Source organism: Sphingobium sp. SCG-1 (genome assembly GCF_002953135.1).
Lineage (GTDB): Bacteria > Pseudomonadota > Alphaproteobacteria > Sphingomonadales > Sphingomonadaceae > Sphingobium.
This window is the reverse complement of sequence record NZ_CP026372.1, coordinates 156,869-172,474: the sequence shown is the minus strand read 5'-3', so window position 1 is coordinate 172,474 and position 15,606 is coordinate 156,869. Positions and strand designations below refer to the sequence as shown.

Here is a 15,606-nt window from a genome sequence, read left to right as displayed (position 1 = left end):
AACGTCACGGGGTGCCTTCTGCCATGAAATTGTTGACGGGGAATTCCAACCTGCCGCTGGCGCGCGCCATCGCAGATTATGTCGAGCTGCCATTGACGCAGGCCAGCGTCCGCCGCTTCGCCGATGAGGAAGTGTTCGTGGAAATCCACGAGAACGTCCGCGGCGAAGACGTGTTCGTGATCCAGTCGACCAGCTATCCGGCGAACGACAATCTGATGGAGTTGCTGATCTGCATCGATGCGTTGAAGCGCGCGTCGGCCAAGCGGATCACGGCGGTTCTCCCCTATTTCGGCTATGCCCGGCAGGATCGGAAACCCGGCCCCCGCACACCGATTTCCGCCAAGCTGGTGGCTAACCTCATCACGGTGGCGGGCGCAAACCGCGTCCTCTCGGTCGATCTGCATGCCGGACAAATCCAGGGCTTCTTCGATATTCCGACCGATAACCTGTTCGGTGCGCCCGTGATGTCGGCGGATATTCAGGCGCGGTTTGGCGACCGTAATATCATGGTGGTGTCGCCCGACGTCGGCGGCGTGGTGCGCGCACGGGCGCTTGCCAAGCGGCTCGACAATGCCCCACTCGCGATCGTCGACAAGCGCCGCGAGCGCGCGGGCGAATCAGAAGTGATGAACATCATCGGCGACGTCAGGGGCCGCTTCTGCGTGCTGGTGGACGACATTGTCGATTCGGGTGGCACGCTGTGCAACGCCGCCGCCGCGCTGCTGGAAGCGGGTGCGGAAGACGTGGTGGCCTATGTCACGCATGGCGTGCTCTCCGGCGGGGCAGTGGCACGCGTCGATGCGTCCAGCCTCAAGGAACTGGTCATCACCGATTCGATCATGGGCACCGAGGGCGTCCAGACGTCCAGCCGTATCCGTCAGTTGCCGATCGCGCCGTTGCTTGGCGAAGCGATTAAGCGGATCGCCGACGAAAGTTCCGTTTCCAGCCTGTTCGACTAAGCGCGGCTGACCTCAGGGCCGCATCAGGACCAGCGGCAGCGCAAAAATCATGGCGATGCACGCCATCACGCGCGGCTTTCGCCCGATGCCGAACGGCGCGTCCTTCCAGAAGCCTGGGCACGCCAGAAACGCCGCGAACAGCAATCCATTGGCAATCTGATCGGCATAAGGAATCGGCAAGTCCTGCTTCATGGCAAGACCACTCAACATCGCGCACACGCTGATGATCCACCCGATGAACGCCACGCCGCTTCCCCTTCGCCGTTAAGAACGGCAGCATGGGCCGCAGCCTTAACGGCTAATAATAGCCGCCCTCTTCCTGCCTCTGTGAAATCCACCAGATATTCCCAAACGCATCCCGCACGCCGCCCTGCCGGTCACCATAGGGCATGTCTCCCACCGGCATGATGAGCGTGCCACCTGCGTTCAGGGCTTTCTTCAGGGCCATATCGGCATCATCGACGTAGAAATAGTAGCTCGCGGGCATGGCAGGCCATTGCGCCGCGGCTTCGCTGGCCATGACCGTGCAATTGCCCAGGCGCACCTGTGCATTGGCAATGCGCCCCCCTTCACCGATCGTCCTGCCTATTTCCACGCCGCCGAGACCTTCGACAAGAAACGTCAGGAACGCCGGCGCATCATTGACGAAGATGTAAGGCGTTACCGTCGCAAAACCGGGTGGGGTCGTCATGACATTCTCCGCGCAGGCCGATGCCTCCGGTTTAGCCGGTCAGCCCTCACGATCAACCCATCCTCTTGCCAACAGCCGCGTGGCAGGCGAAGGAACGCGCATGACGACACGCGACGATCTCCTGCTTGCCCAGCGCCTTGCCGATGCCGCAGGCGATGCGATCCGCCCCTTCTTCCGCGCGCGCTACGACACGGAATTCAAGGCCGATAAGTCCCCGGTCACGGAAGCCGACCGCGCTGCAGAGGCGGCGATACGCTCGATCCTGGAGAAGGAACGCCCGAGTGACGGCATCATCGGCGAGGAATATGGCACAACGCGCGAAGATGCTGAGCGGATTTGGATATTGGACCCGATCGACGGGACGAAAAGCTTCATCGCCGGGCGCCCGATCTTCGGAACGCTGATCGCGCTGACGCAAGCGGGCTGGCCGACCATCGGCATCATCGATCAGCCCATAGCCCGCGAACGCTGGGTCGGGATGATCGGTCAGCCAACGACCTTCAACGGCAAACCTGTCACCACCCGCCGGTGTCGCGGGCTGGACGAAGCCATTCTCGCCACGACCGGTCCGCAATATTTCCCTGGCTGCTCAGGCGAACACTTCTCCGTTCTAGCGGGGCAGTGCCGCGACACTGTCTGGGGAGGCGATTGCTACAATTACGGCCTGCTTGCATCGGGACATGTCGACATAGTCGTGGAAGCCGGGCTGAAGCTGCACGACATTGCTGCTCTGGTGCCTGTCGTGGAAGGGGCAGGTGGGCGCATGTGTGACTGGGCAGGCGAACCGATCGACTCCAAAGGCGATGGCCGTGTCATTGCGGTGGGAGACGCCGCGCGAGTCGACGACGTGCTGGAGGCGCTGGCGCATGGACATCATGCGCACTGACGGCAGCACGGCTCAGAAGATGCCAAGGAACTTCTTGCGCTGACTTTTGCGCTCGTTGCGATCCGTCTTTCCGCTCTCCGACTTCGCCGTGGTGCCCTGCCCAACATCATCGCGTGGCTCGCCCTTGGTCGTTCGCTGGGCCGTAGCTTGCGCGCCGGCCAGCACGGGACCACATGCAGCACCCTTTGCGTCGCCCACATCGACGAACGCCAGCAGCCCCGCCAGCGGCGTACCGACCAGCGATAAGCCTAGACCAGCCCCGGCGCGACCGAGAAGTTCGGGGCTGATCGCCGCGATGGAGGGCTTTGCGAAATAGCCCCCGATCCCCACCGGTGATTGCCCGGCGAACAGGCTGAACTTCTTGCTGTCTGCCCGGAAGGCAAGGTCCAGGCTCTCATTACGGAAGCTGAAGCCACCACGCCCGACCATCACGTTCTTGCGCGTGTCGATCAGGATCGGATCTGCCGCCGCCACGCCGCCGCGCACGGAAAACGCCAGTAGCCCGCAGTTGATCTGTACCGGCTCTTTCAGTTTATCCTCGAACATCTTTTGCGCGAAGGTGCCGATATCAATTTCGGACAATTGCACGTTGCGCGCCCACATCGACCCGGCAGGCAGGATGATGGCAATGCGCCCGTTTGAACTGGCAAGCGATTCATGGACCGAATCGCCCAGCCCCGTCAGAAGCACGCGCGCCTTGATCGTTCCACTCGTCCCTGCTTCCTCGACACCCCAACTCCCAAGCAGCTTGCCCATGGGCGTTGGCGACAGACGTATGTCGTAGGTCGTTTTGACCGGAGCGCCGCGTGCATTGATGCTGATGTCCGAAGACACAAAGCCGCCCGCCATATCGAACGTCAGCGGTGAGAGCGTCATCAGGCTCTTGTCCAATTTCAGGGCAACGCCGATATTGCTGAGCGGGATGTTGCGGCCCCGGACAGTACGCACTTTATAATTCACGATCGCATCGAACCGCCGGATCGCTTCGATCCGCAACGGCGCATCGGGCAGCAAGCGTGGCCGCCCTGCGACGGTCTTGACCACCGCAGCTGATCCTTTCGCATCAAGCTGCACCGGATCATAGCCGATGAACGGACCCACATCGATCATGTCGAGCGTGTCTGTGGCGAGGTCCGCCTTGATAAGCAGGCGGCCGCCAAGTTGGGATACCGTCATCTTGCCTGCAAGGTCACTGTCGCCAAATCGACCCTTCAGACGTGTGAACCGCCATTCCTCCCCTGCCTTGGTCAGGTCCGATGTGAAACGATAGCGCCGCGTATCCGGCAACGCCGCGCCGAGAAAATCGAATAGCAGCGACATGTTCGGCCCCGTCGCCACCACTTTGAGGTCCGATCCTTCGAGCACTGTGGCTCCCGGCAAGGTGCCAGCCACGTTGACACGCGTCCCCCCTGAAACTGCCTCCGCCACCAACTGATTGCGGCCGCCTGTGATCGTCTCGTTCGGCGCCAGCAATCCGCCTCGCACCGTAAAGGGTATGTCCCGCATCGTGCCGTTGCCGCGGAACCGGATATCATGCGCGAACTGCGTATTTTGCGCGCGCACAGTATCGAACGCGAGATCGGCGGACAGGAACAGGCGCGGATCGCGATAGCGCAGCGTCGTGCCCGCGATCAGCGCACGTTGCACGACAGGCATCTCCAGCGGCTCGCCCTTCTTGTTCGGGTCACCCATCGTCCAGGTATTGGTCTTGCCATCCCTGCTCCACTCCAGATCAGCGGCACCCTTTTGCAACAGCAACTGGGTGATTCGCCGCTTGTCGCCGAAGATCAGGCTGAACGGCGATATGCGCGCATCGATTCGGTCCGCGCGGAACAGATAGGGTTGGCTCGCCCATTTCGGGTTGGAGATGCTGAAACCGTCGGCAAGGAACTTGATGCGGATCGGCGCGAAATACAGTTGAAAATCTCCGTTCACCCGCACATCGCGCTGAAGCGAGGAGGAGACGATCCGCTGAAACGGACTTTTGAGAAATCGTCCCTTGGTGACGAACAGGATCAACCAGATCAGGAAGATCGCGAACACAATCCACAGGATGATGCGCGCGGCCAGGGGCAATCGACGCCAGCGTTCCTGCGCAGCGTGGAGGTGCGGGCGCATCCCGCTTCTCTGTGGAGGCGTCGCCGGTGGGGAGGAGATTACAGGGTCAGCCATGCGCGCTCTAACGCATCGGCTATCGAATCGCTCCGTCCGCCTTGCCTTTACCGACGTTCACGCATATAGGCCCGCGTTCCTGCGGCTCTTGCGAGTCTTGGGAAATCGATAGGACGGGCCGGCCAGTAGGGCTGCCGCGTCAGTCCGTAATCGTCAAAACAGCTACTCGCTGCTAGATAAGGAGACGAAAATGCCCAAGCTCAAGACGAAGAGCGGTGTGAAGAAACGCTTCAAGTTCACCGCCACCGGCAAGGTGAAGCACGGCGTAGCCGGCAAGCGCCACCGTTTGATTTCGCATAACGCGAAGTATATCCGCCAGAACCGTGGCACTTCCGTGCTGTCCGAGGCCGACGTCGCGCACGTCCGCCTCTGGGCACCCTACGGCCTGAAGTAAGGAGTAGAGGACAATGGCACGCGTAAAACGGGGTGTAACCACCCGCGCAAAGCACAAGCGGATTCTGGAACAGGCGAAGGGCTATTATGGCCGTCGCAAAAATACGATCCGTATCGCCCGTCAGGCTGTCGAAAAGGCAGGCCAGTACGCCTATCGCGATCGCAAGGTAAAGAAGCGCAGCTTCCGCGCCCTGTGGATCCAGCGCATCAACGCAGCAGTCCGCATGGAAGGCCTCACCTACGGCCAGTTCATGCACGGACTGAAGCTTGCAGGCGTCGATCTGGACCGGAAGGTTCTGGCCGACATCGCGATGCACGAAGGCGCGGCGTTTAGCGCCATCATCGCCCAGGCGAAAGCGGCTCTGCCCGCGGCTGCATAAGCGGTCAGCGACAGCAGACCGAAAGGGCGCCGGGGCGAAAGCTTCCGGCGCCTTTTTCTTTTACCTAACGCCGTGAACAAGGAATATCGGCATGCAGATCAGTAGCTGGTGGCTTTACGCGCTGACCGTGTTCGTCGTCGCCGGGACCCCCGGCCCCAACATGCTCCACATCATGATGCGGAGCATTCAGGTGGGTGCGCGGCGTTCCGCGTTCGCGATGGCGGGCTGCCTTTCGGCTGTGGTGCTGTGCCTGTTCGCGTCCGCGTTCGGCCTTGGCGCGCTATTGAAAGCCGAACCACGGCTGTTCGACGTGCTGCGTTATGGCGGCGTTGCCTATCTGATCTGGCTGGGCATCAAGGCGTGGCGCTCGCCGATCGCCGACGCGGCGGAGGCAGGCGCCGTGCGGGCCGTCAAATCGGCGGGTTCGCTCTATCGCGGCGGGCTGCTGATCGGCTTGTCCAATCCCAAGCTTATCATCTTCGCCGCCGCACTGTTTCCGCAGTTCGTCGACGAACACGCGCCGTTCGCGCCGCAGATGGGCATCATGGTCGTGACCTTCGCCGTTATCGAATGCTTCTGGTACACCACCTATGCGCTCGGCGGCCGATCATTGGCGCGGTGGCTTGAGCCAGCCAATCGCCAGCGGCTTTTCAACCGGACCATCGGCACGATTTTTGTCGGCTTCGGCGCGGCATTGCTGGGACATAGGGTCTGACCCTTTTCTTGAGGGCCGCCCACCGCTAAGGCCCACACCATCTCCTGCCAATTGGGCCGAACCGAACCATGAGCGAAACAACAGCACTGAAATCCGGCCTGCTGGCCGACATCGCGGCGGCGGATACGCTGACGGCGGTGGAGGAATTGCGCGTCGGCGCGCTCGGCAAGCAGGGTGTCATCACAGGGCTGCTCAAAACGCTGGGCGGCATGTCGCCCGACGAGCGGCTGGAGAAAGGCCCCGCGATCCAGGATCTGCGCGAGTCCGTCACCGCTGCGATTGCGGAACGCAAGGCCACGCTGGAGCAGGCCGTGCTCGACGCGCGCCTAGCTTCGGAGCGCCTCGACATGACGCTGCCCGCCGATAGCGGCCCCGTCGGCAGTGTGCATCCGGTCAGTCAGGTGATGGACGAACTGGCGGAAATCTTCGCCGACCTCGGCTTCTCGGTCGCAACCGGGCCGGAGATCGAGGACGACTGGCACAACTTTACCGCGCTCAATATCCCTGAGACGCATCCGGCGCGCGCGATGCACGACACCTTCTATTTCCCGGATGGTGAAGGTGACGGTGAAAAGCGCATGCTGCTGCGCACCCACACCTCGCCTGTGCAGATCCGCACGATGCTGGCCAACAAGCCGCCGATCCGGATCATCGCGCCGGGTCGCGTCTACAGGTCGGACAGCGACGCAACGCACACGCCGATGTTCCACCAGATCGAAGGGCTGGTGATCGATCGCGGCATCACGCTCGGCCATTTGAAGTGGACGCTCGAAACCTTCCTCAAAGCCTTTTTCGAACGCGACGATATCGTGCTGCGTCTTCGCCCCAGCTACTTCCCCTTCACCGAGCCTTCGGTAGAAGTCGATGTCGGCTATACGATGGTCAATAGGCAGCGCGTCATCGGCGGCAGCGACGGATGGCTCGAAGTGCTGGGCAGCGGTATGGTTCACCGTAAGGTTATCGAAGCATGCGGGCTGGACCCGGACGAGTGGCAGGGCTTCGCCTTCGGCACCGGCGTCGATCGGCTCGCCATGCTGAAATATGGAATGACGGACTTGCGCGCCTTCTTCGACGGCGATTTGCGCTGGCTCAAACATTACGGATTCTCGGCGCTGGATGTACCCACATTGAGCGGAGGCGTAGGCGCATGAAGTTCACGCTAAGCTGGCTCAAGGCGCATCTGGAAACCGATGCCGACCTGACAACGATCCTGGAAACACTGACCAATGTCGGGCTGGAAGTCGAAGGCGTGGAAAACCCCGCCGACAAGCTATCCGCGTTTCGCATTGCCAAGGTGCTGAGCGCCGCGCCGCATCCGCAAGCCGACAAGCTGCAGGTGCTCTCCGTCGATGCCGGTGACGGACCGCTGCAGGTCGTGTGCGGCGCGCCCAATGCGCGTGCGGGTCTGGTCGGCGTGTTCGGATCGCCCGGTGCTACGGTGCCGTCCAATGGCATGGTGCTGAAAGTCGCTGCCATCCGCGGCGTCGAATCGAACGGCATGATGTGCAGCTTCCGCGAACTGGAGCTGGGTGAGGATCATGACGGGATCATCGAACTGGCCGCAGACGCCCCGGTCGGCCAGGTCTACGCGCAATGGGCGAAGCTGGACGATCCGGTCATCGACGTGTCCATCACGCCCAATCGGCAGGACTGCATGGGCGTGCGCGGCATCGCGCGCGATCTGGCGGCGGCGGGGATCGGCACGCTGAAACCGCTCGGCATCCCGGTAATCGAAGGCGCAGGCAAGGGTCCGGACGTGCTGACGCTCGATCCGGCGGGCTGCCCCGCCTTCTTCGCGCGATCGGTGAAGGGTGTGGCGAACGGCCCCGCGCCGGAATGGCTGCAAAAGCGATTGAAGGCAATTGGGCAGAAGCCGATCTCGGCATTGGTCGATATCACCAATTACGTCTCGGTTGATCTCGGCCGTCCGCTGCACGTTTATGACATGGCGGCGCTGAAAGGCCCGCTGGTCGCGCGCAAGGCGAAGGACGGCGAGCAGGTGCTGGCGCTGAACGGCAAGACCTATACGCTCGACGCCCGGATGACCGTGATTGCGGACGATGCGATGGTGCATGACATCGGCGGCATCATGGGCGGCGAACATTCGGGCGCACAGGATCGCACGACCGAGGTTCTGATCGAATGCGCCTATTTCACGCCCGAAGCCATTGCTGTCACGGGCCAGAAACTGGGGCTGACCAGCGATGCGCGTACGCGGTTCGAGCGCGGCGTCGATCCGGCGTTTCTGGACGATGGCCTGTCGATCGCGACGCAGATGGTGCTGGACCTGTGCGGTGGCACACCTAGCGAAGCGACGCGCGCCGGGGAGCCGCCGGTTGCCTCGCGTGCGGTCAGCTACTCGCCCACGCATGCGCTTGCTTTGGCGGGTGTCGATGTGGAGGAAGACGAACAGGCGCGGATTCTGGAAAGCCTCGGCTTCGGTGTGACGCGCGGGCATCCTTGGAGCATCGCCGTGCCATCGTGGCGGCGCGACATCGACGGCGCGGCGGATATTGTCGAGGAAGTCGTGCGCATCCATGGCCTCGACAAGGTGCCATCGACGCCCCTGCCCCGCACCCCCGGTGTCGCCAAGCCAACCGCAACGCCCGAGCAGATGATCGAGCGGCGCGTGCGGCGCACGGCGGCAGCGCGCGGATTGTCCGAAGCAATCAATTGGTCATTCCTGTCTGAAAAAGAAGCCGCTGCCGTTGGCGGTGGCGACTGGACGTTGGCAAATCCGATTTCCGAGGATTTGAAGGTCATGCGGCCCTCGCTGCTGCCCGGCCTGCTGTCTGCCACGCGGCGCAATATGGATCGTGGGGCGGCATCGGTGCGGTTGTTCGAAGTTGGGCGGCGCTACTTTTCGGGCGTCGACGGTGCCAGCATCGAGCGAGCGACGGTAGGCTTTGTGCTGGCGGGCGAGAAGACGCCGCGAAACTGGCAGGGCGGCAAGGCGCAGGGGTTCAGCGCCCATGATGCGAAGGCCGAGGTGCTGGCGCTGCTCGCGGCGGCAGGCGGGCCCGTCGCCAATCTCCAGAATTTCGGGGAGGCGAGCGCTGCCTATCATCCCGGACAATCAGGCCCTTTGCGGTTGGGACCGAAGACCGTGCTGGCGGAATATGGCGTGCTGCACCCCAGCCTTGCAAAACAATTCGGCGTTTCGGGCAGCATCGTGGTGGCGGAAATTTTCCTCGATGCAATCCCGGTCAAGCGCAAGAGCGGCTTCATGCGCGCTCCCTTCACGCCACCCGCTTTGCAGGCCGTGAAGCGCGATTTCGCGTTCGTGGTGCCAGAGGCGCTGGAAGCCGATGCGCTGGTGCGCGCGGTGAAGGGCGCGGACAAGAAGAGCATCGTCGACGCGCGTCTGTTCGATGTGTTCGTCGGTCCGGGTTTGGACGAAGGCTCCAAGTCGCTCGCTATCGAAGTGACGCTGCAACCGGGCGAGAAGAGCTTCACCGAGGAAGATCTTAACGCGATCAGTGCGGCTGTCGTGAAGGCGGCGGAGAAGTTGGGCGGCGTTCTGCGTGGCTGAGGCAGTTGCCCTCTCGTCAGGCGAACTGTCCGCGACAATCGACCCGTTTGGCGCTGAACTGCTGTCGCTCAAGGACGGCGTAGGACGCGAGTTGATGACCGATGCTGACCCGGCATTCTGGACAGGCCACGCGCCCTTGCTGTTCCCCTTCGTGGGCCGGTTGCGGGAGGATCGCTATCGTGTGAACGGTGCGGAATACACGCTGCCGCAGCATGGCTTTGCGCGGAAGCGGGATTTCACTCTTGTGGAGAGCAATGCCGTGTCCGCGCTGTTCCGGCTGGAAGCGGACGCCGCGACACAGGATAACTATCCCTTCGATTTTCGGTTGGACATGGCCTTTGCGCTGACCGGCACGACGCTCGCCATGACCGCTACCGTCAGCAATCGCGGTGACGCCGACATGCCGTTCAGCTTCGGCTATCACCCTGCCTTCGCCTGGCCGCTCCCCTATGGCGCGGCGGTAGAGGATCATCGGATCGTGTTCGAAAAACCGGAGCCTGCGCCGGTCCGCAAAGTGGGAGATGAGCCTGCGCTTATCGCGGTCGACAGCGTGCCTTCGCCCGTCGTTGGCAAGGTTCTGGCACCCACCTATGCGATGTTCGAAGGCGACGCGCTAATCTGGGACCAACTGGAGAGCCGCAGCTTGACCTGGGGTGCTCCGGATACGCCGCATCTGAAGATCGATTTTCCCGATACGCCATGGCTGGGCCTTTGGCAGAAGCCGGGCGCACATTATCTGTGTGTCGAACCCTGGGCGGGAATGGCGGATCCGGTTGGTTTTACAGGTGACGTCTGGGAGAAGCCGGGCGTGATGCGGCTTGCTCCGGGTGCCGTGCGTTCGTTTCGGATGGATGTGACGCTCGTCGAGAATTAGCGCGGCCTTCCTTTGCTCGCCTGAATTTTACGCCGCCCACAAAGCGGGATCCCTGCCTTCGCAGGGATAACGAAGAGAAGAACCATGACGATCCCATCACGCCGCACTTTCGCGATCATTTCCCACCCCGACGCGGGCAAAACCACGCTGACCGAGAAGCTGCTGCTGGAAGGCGGCGCCATCCATTTGGCGGGCGAAGTGAAGGCGCGCGGGGCAAACCGGCGCGCGCGATCGGACTGGATGAAGATAGAGCAGCAGCGCGGCATTTCCGTCACCTCCTCGGTGATGACGTTCGAGCGGACACGGGATGGCGAGACGATTACCTTCAACCTGCTCGACACGCCGGGGCATGAGGATTTCTCGGAGGACACCTATCGCACGCTGACCGCCGTCGACTCCGCCGTGATGGTGATCGACGCGGCCAAGGGCATCGAGCCGCAGACGCGCAAGCTGTTCGAAGTATGCCGAATGCGCAACGTGCCGATCATCACTTTCGTCAACAAGGTCGATCGCGAAGGCCGCGATACGTTCGAGATCATCGACGAAGTGGCGGACGCGCTGGCGCTGGATGTCGTGCCGATGAGCTGGCCGGTCGGCATGGGCGGCGAGTTCGAAGGCGTCTATGATTTCGCCACCAATCGCCTGACGCAGCCGACCGGGCCGAGCAAGGAGTTCGAGGGCGACCGGCATCAGTTCACGGGACTGGATGATCCGAAGCTGGCCGACTTCCTGTCGCCGCGCGCGCTGGCGCGATTGCGCGAGGAAGCGGAACTGGCGCAGGGCGGCTACAGCGCCTTCGATCTTGGTGCGTATCGGCATGGAGATCTAACGCCCGTCTATTTCGGGTCGGCGCTGAAGAAATTCGGCGTCACCGAGTTGATCGATGCACTAGCCGCCCACGCCCCGCCGCCGCGCCCGCAACCGGCAGAACCCGCGCCGGTCGAACCCGAACGCGCTGATGTAACGGGTTTCATCTTCAAGGTGCAGGCGAACATGGACCCGCAACATCGCGACCGCATCGCCTTCATGCGGCTGTGTTCGGGCAAGTTCCGGCGCGGCATGAAGCTGACCCCTTCGGGCAGCGGCAAGCCAATGGCGGTGCATTCGCCGATCCTGTTCTTCGCGCAGGATCGGGAACTGGCGGATGAAGCCTATCCCGGCGATATCATCGGCATCCCGAATCACGGCACCTTGCGCGTCGGTGATACGCTTAGCGAACGGGCTGACGTGCGCTTCACCGGGCTGCCCAACTTTGCCCCGGAAATATTGCGGCGCGTAGCGCTCAAAGACCCGACCAAAACCAAACAGCTTCGCAAGGCCCTGGACGATTTGTCGGAAGAGGGCGTGATTCAGGTGTTCTACCCGGAGTTCGGTAGCCAGTGGATCGTCGGGGTCGTCGGGCAGTTGCAGTTGGAAGTGCTGATTTCGCGGTTGGAAGCGGAGTATAAAGTGGAGGCAGTATTGGAGCCTTCGCCATTCGACACCGCTCGCTGGATCTCAGGAAGTGATACGGCAGTGAAAGGGTTTGTGGAGTTTAATCGCTCCAATCTCGCCACCGATCGCGACGGCAATAACGTGTTCATGGCCAAGAGCGCGTGGGACGTGGGGTATCAGCAGGAGCGGCATCCCGAGGTGACGTTCAGCGCCACACGGGAGCGGTAGGGACATAGGGAGACCCGTTCGGCCTTCGACAGGCTCAGGAGAGCGCAGTCGAAGCCTTCTGCTGAGGGCACGAAGCACCTTCACTTCGTTCAGGAGAACCCTTCGACGGGCTCAGGGCGAACGGGTTGTTATTTATCTTTACCTAGCAATAAGCTGAACGAATCCGCTCGACACCCAGCCGCTCTGGCACGGTCCATCATAGGGCTGCTTGTGATCGACCGGCGAGGTTACACCGCAATCCACTGGCTCCGGTGCGGCGGCGTTTCTGCTACTGCCTTCGACAGGCGCGGGGGCAGACGGCGGCACCACCACGCCCAACCAGCGCTGATCCAGACTGCGCGTGCACACATGAACACGGCTACCGTTGGCAAGTTGCGCGCTGGCCGCCGCATTTTGAAACGGAGCGGCCTGCAGCGCCAGCGTTCGCCCTCCGGCAATACCGCGCACGACGCCAAGCGCGCCACAGGCATCAAGGCGCGGGCCGTCCTCCCCTATCGTCACCGGACGCGCCAAACTCGATTCGATCTGTGTCTCCGACATGGCCTCACGCGGTGCCCCGGCGATGGAGCTGTTGGGTAGCTCATCGGCCACCGTTCGGCTGTCCGAACAGGCAGTCAGGATCATTACCGCGACGATTGGCAGGAGCACATGTTTCATGGACCGACTCTAAAGCATCGGGGCCGCAACGACACCTGTTTTTCCTTTAGTTTTGGCCGCGCCCACCCTATATGATCGACCATGAACGAAGACAGCCAAGCTACTCCCAACGCCAATGCCTATGGCGCCGACAGCATCAAGGTATTGAAGGGGCTGGACGCCGTCCGCAAGCGTCCCGGCATGTACATCGGCGATACCGATGATGGCTCCGGCCTGCACCACATGGTATTCGAAGTATCCGACAACGCCATCGACGAGGCGCTCGCCGGCCATTGCGACCGGATCGACATCACGCTGAACCCCGATGGCTCCGTCAGCGTCATGGACAATGGTCGCGGCATCCCGACCGGCATCCATACCGAAGAAGGCGTCTCCGCAGCCGAAGTCATCATGACGCAGCTTCATGCGGGCGGAAAGTTCGAAAATACGTCTGACGATAATGCGTACAAGGTTTCCGGCGGCCTGCATGGCGTGGGCGTGTCCGTAGTGAACGCGTTGTCCGACTGGCTGGAACTCAATATCTGGCGCGACGGGCAGGAGCACTGGATGCGCTTCCGCAATGGCGATGCCGAAGCGCCGTTGAAGGTTCTGGGCGACGCGCCAGAGGGCAAGAAAGGCACGAAGGTCACCTTCATGTTCTCCACCGATACGTTCAAGAACGTGACGGAATATGATTTCGACAAGCTGGAGCATCGCTATCGCGAACTGGCGTTCCTCAATTCCGGCGTGCGGCTGTTCCTGACCGACGCGCGGCATGAGGAAAGCAAGACTGTCGAACTCTATTATGAAGGCGGCATTGCGGCGTTCGTGAAGTATCTCGACCGCAACAAGTCTGCGCTGATGCCTGAGCCGATCGCGATTTCCGGCACGCGGGACGATGTGACCATCGATGTCGCGCTGGAATGGAACGACAGCTATTATGAGAATGTGCTGTGCTTCACAAACAACATCCCGCAGCGGGATGGCGGCACCCACTTGGCGGCGTTCCGCGCGGCACTGACGCGCACGCTCAACAACTATGCCGACAAATCGGGCATGTTGAAGAAGGAAAAGGTGTCGCTGACCGGTGACGATATGCGCGAGGGTCTTACCGCCATCGTGTCGGTGAAGCTGCCTGATCCCAAATTCTCTTCGCAGACCAAAGACAAGCTGGTCTCCTCGGAAGTGCGCCAGCCGCTCGAAAGCCTGATGGCGGACAAGATGGCGGAATGGCTGGAGGAAAATCCGCAGAACGCCAAAATGATCATCCAGAAGGTGATCGACGCCGCCGCCGCCCGTGAAGCCGCGAAGAAGGCGCGCGAATTGACTCGGCGTAAGGGCGTGATGGATATCGCCAGCCTTCCGGGCAAGCTCGCTGACTGTCAGGAGCGCGATCCAGCGAAGTCTGAATTGTTCCTGGTCGAGGGTGACTCGGCAGGCGGGTCCGCCAAGCAGGGGCGCGACCGGCATTATCAGGCGATCCTGCCGCTCAAGGGCAAGATCCTGAACGTCGAGCGCGCCCGGCTCGACAGGATGCTGTCGTCCAAGGAAGTCGGCACACTCATTCAAGCGATGGGCACGGGCATTCGCGACGATTTCAACATCGAAAAGCTTCGCTACCACAAGATCGTCATCATGACCGACGCCGACGTCGATGGCGCGCATATCCGCACATTGCTGCTGACCTTCTTCTACCGCCAGATGCCGCAGATCATCGAAAACGGCCACCTCTTCATCGCTCAGCCGCCGCTCTACAAGGCCGCACGTGGGCGGAGCGAAGTGTATCTCAAAGACGAGGCCGCGCTCGATCAGTATCTGGTGGACAATGGCGTCGAGACAATGGCGCTGGAGACGCACGAAGGCCGAATTTTCGGCGATGAATTACGAGCGCTAATCGATCACAGCCGCCGGATGCGCACGTTGATGCGCTACATGCCGCGCCGGTACGATCCGCGCATTATCGAGGCGCTGGCGCTGGCCGGCGCGCTCGACCCGGACATCGATACGCCGCGGCGGCAGGCCGCGCTGACAGAGGCGGTCCGGTGGCTCGATCTTGCCGACACCGAAGGAAAGTGGAGCGGCATCGTCAGCGAGGAAGGGGGCTATCACTTCCAGCGTTTCTGGCGCGGCGTGACCGACCACCACATCATCGAGGCAGCGTTCCTGGGTTCCGCCGAAGCGCGTAAGCTGCATGCTCTCGCAACGGAACAGGCAGGCGCCTATCTCAACGCCAGCCGCCTCATCACGGCCAAGGCTGCCTCGGCGCAGGAAGATGCGAGCGAAGGCGAAGATGTGTCAGCCGCTCCCGCCAAGGGGGCGGTCGTGTCCCGGCCCAGCGATTTGTTGAACGCCATTCTCGCGGCTGGTCGCAAAGGTTTATCGATTCAGCGCTATAAAGGTCTTGGCGAAATGAACGCCGAGCAGCTTTGGGAAACCACGCTCGATCCCAACGCCCGCTCCCTGCTGCGTGTCGAGGTGGATCAGGCCGATGTCGCGGACGAGATCTTCACGCGCCTGATGGGCGACATCGTTGAGCCGCGTCGCGAGTTCATTCAGGATAACGCGCTGAACGTCGCCAATCTCGACGTATAAGCTTTGGAGCGTGGCGGAGCGTTAAAGAGCTTTTTGCCAGGTTTGGGCCGATAGATATAGCTTGCGGCATAAATGAAATGTTGTAACATCGCATTGCCGAGGCTGAATACGGTC

14 protein-coding genes are annotated in these 15,606 nt (G+C 62.0%); 10 read left to right on the top strand and 4 right to left on the bottom strand.

All coding sequences use genetic code 11. The features are described 5' to 3' along the window. Positions 1–23 precede the first annotated feature (23 nt). Positions 24–959, top strand: a complete 936-nt coding sequence (locus C1T17_RS00740) for a ribose-phosphate pyrophosphokinase (RefSeq protein WP_104951763.1) — start codon at positions 24–26, stop codon at positions 957–959. A gap of 12 nt (positions 960–971) precedes the next feature. On the opposite strand, the gene C1T17_RS00735 is transcribed toward C1T17_RS00740, so the two are convergent. Further along, entirely contained in the window at positions 972–1,205 is a 234-nt protein-coding gene (locus tag C1T17_RS00735) for a hypothetical protein (protein WP_104951762.1), read from the bottom strand. 52 nt (positions 1,206–1,257) lie between these two features. Further along, positions 1,258–1,650 (bottom strand): VOC family protein, encoded by a 393-nt coding sequence (locus C1T17_RS00730; RefSeq protein WP_104951761.1) that lies wholly within the window; start codon positions 1,648–1,650, stop codon positions 1,258–1,260. Positions 1,651–1,750: 100 nt separating this feature from the next. Here C1T17_RS00730 and hisN point away from each other — a divergent pair, with 100 nt between their 5' ends. Next, positions 1,751–2,536: a histidinol-phosphatase gene (hisN, locus tag C1T17_RS00725; RefSeq protein ID WP_104954913.1), complete on the top strand. Its 786-nt coding sequence runs from the start codon at positions 1,751–1,753 to the stop codon at positions 2,534–2,536. Between the two features lie 12 nt (positions 2,537–2,548). Here the strand turns inward: hisN and C1T17_RS00720 are convergent, their stop codons facing one another. After that, positions 2,549–4,708: an AsmA family protein gene (locus C1T17_RS00720; protein ID WP_104951760.1), complete on the bottom strand. Its 2,160-nt coding sequence runs from the start codon at positions 4,706–4,708 to the stop codon at positions 2,549–2,551. A gap of 190 nt (positions 4,709–4,898) precedes the next feature. Here C1T17_RS00720 and rpmI point away from each other — a divergent pair, with 190 nt between their 5' ends. The 7 genes from rpmI (at position 4,899) to C1T17_RS00685 (ending at position 12,264) form a co-directional block, all read left to right on the top strand. Beyond that, on the top strand, positions 4,899–5,102 hold the full coding sequence (gene rpmI / locus C1T17_RS00715; RefSeq protein WP_104951759.1) for a 50S ribosomal protein L35: 204 nt from the start codon (positions 4,899–4,901) through the stop codon (positions 5,100–5,102). A 13-nt stretch (positions 5,103–5,115) separates the two neighbouring features. Then, a complete protein-coding gene (gene rplT, locus C1T17_RS00710) occupies positions 5,116–5,481 on the top strand; it encodes a 50S ribosomal protein L20 (protein ID WP_104951758.1) in 366 nt (121 codons plus the stop codon). 91 nt (positions 5,482–5,572) lie between these two features. Next, positions 5,573–6,196, top strand: coding sequence for a LysE family translocator (locus C1T17_RS00705; RefSeq protein WP_104951757.1), 624 nt, complete (start codon positions 5,573–5,575; stop codon positions 6,194–6,196). A 68-nt stretch (positions 6,197–6,264) separates the two neighbouring features. Further along, a complete protein-coding gene (gene pheS / locus C1T17_RS00700) occupies positions 6,265–7,347 on the top strand; it encodes a phenylalanine--tRNA ligase subunit alpha (protein WP_104951756.1) in 1,083 nt (360 codons plus the stop codon). After that, positions 7,344–9,728: a phenylalanine--tRNA ligase subunit beta gene (pheT, locus tag C1T17_RS00695; RefSeq protein WP_104951755.1), complete on the top strand. Its 2,385-nt coding sequence runs from the start codon at positions 7,344–7,346 to the stop codon at positions 9,726–9,728. The genes pheS and pheT overlap by 4 nt, the downstream gene beginning before the upstream one ends. Continuing rightward, complete coding sequence (locus tag C1T17_RS00690; RefSeq protein ID WP_104951754.1) at positions 9,721–10,602, top strand: aldose 1-epimerase family protein; 882 nt, start codon at positions 9,721–9,723, stop codon at positions 10,600–10,602. The genes pheT and C1T17_RS00690 overlap by 8 nt, the downstream gene beginning before the upstream one ends. 84 nt (positions 10,603–10,686) lie before the next feature. Next, positions 10,687–12,264 (top strand): peptide chain release factor 3, encoded by a 1,578-nt coding sequence (locus tag C1T17_RS00685; RefSeq protein WP_104951753.1) that lies wholly within the window; start codon positions 10,687–10,689, stop codon positions 12,262–12,264. Between the two features lie 138 nt (positions 12,265–12,402). On the opposite strand, the gene C1T17_RS00680 is transcribed toward C1T17_RS00685, so the two are convergent. After that, positions 12,403–12,921, bottom strand: coding sequence for a hypothetical protein (locus C1T17_RS00680; protein WP_104951752.1), 519 nt, complete (start codon positions 12,919–12,921; stop codon positions 12,403–12,405). An 81-nt stretch (positions 12,922–13,002) separates the two neighbouring features. On the opposite strand from C1T17_RS00680, the gene gyrB reads away from it, so the two are divergent. Then, positions 13,003–15,492 (top strand): DNA topoisomerase (ATP-hydrolyzing) subunit B, encoded by a 2,490-nt coding sequence (gene gyrB, locus C1T17_RS00675; protein ID WP_104951751.1) that lies wholly within the window; start codon positions 13,003–13,005, stop codon positions 15,490–15,492. The last annotated feature ends 114 nt before the right edge of the window (positions 15,493–15,606 follow it).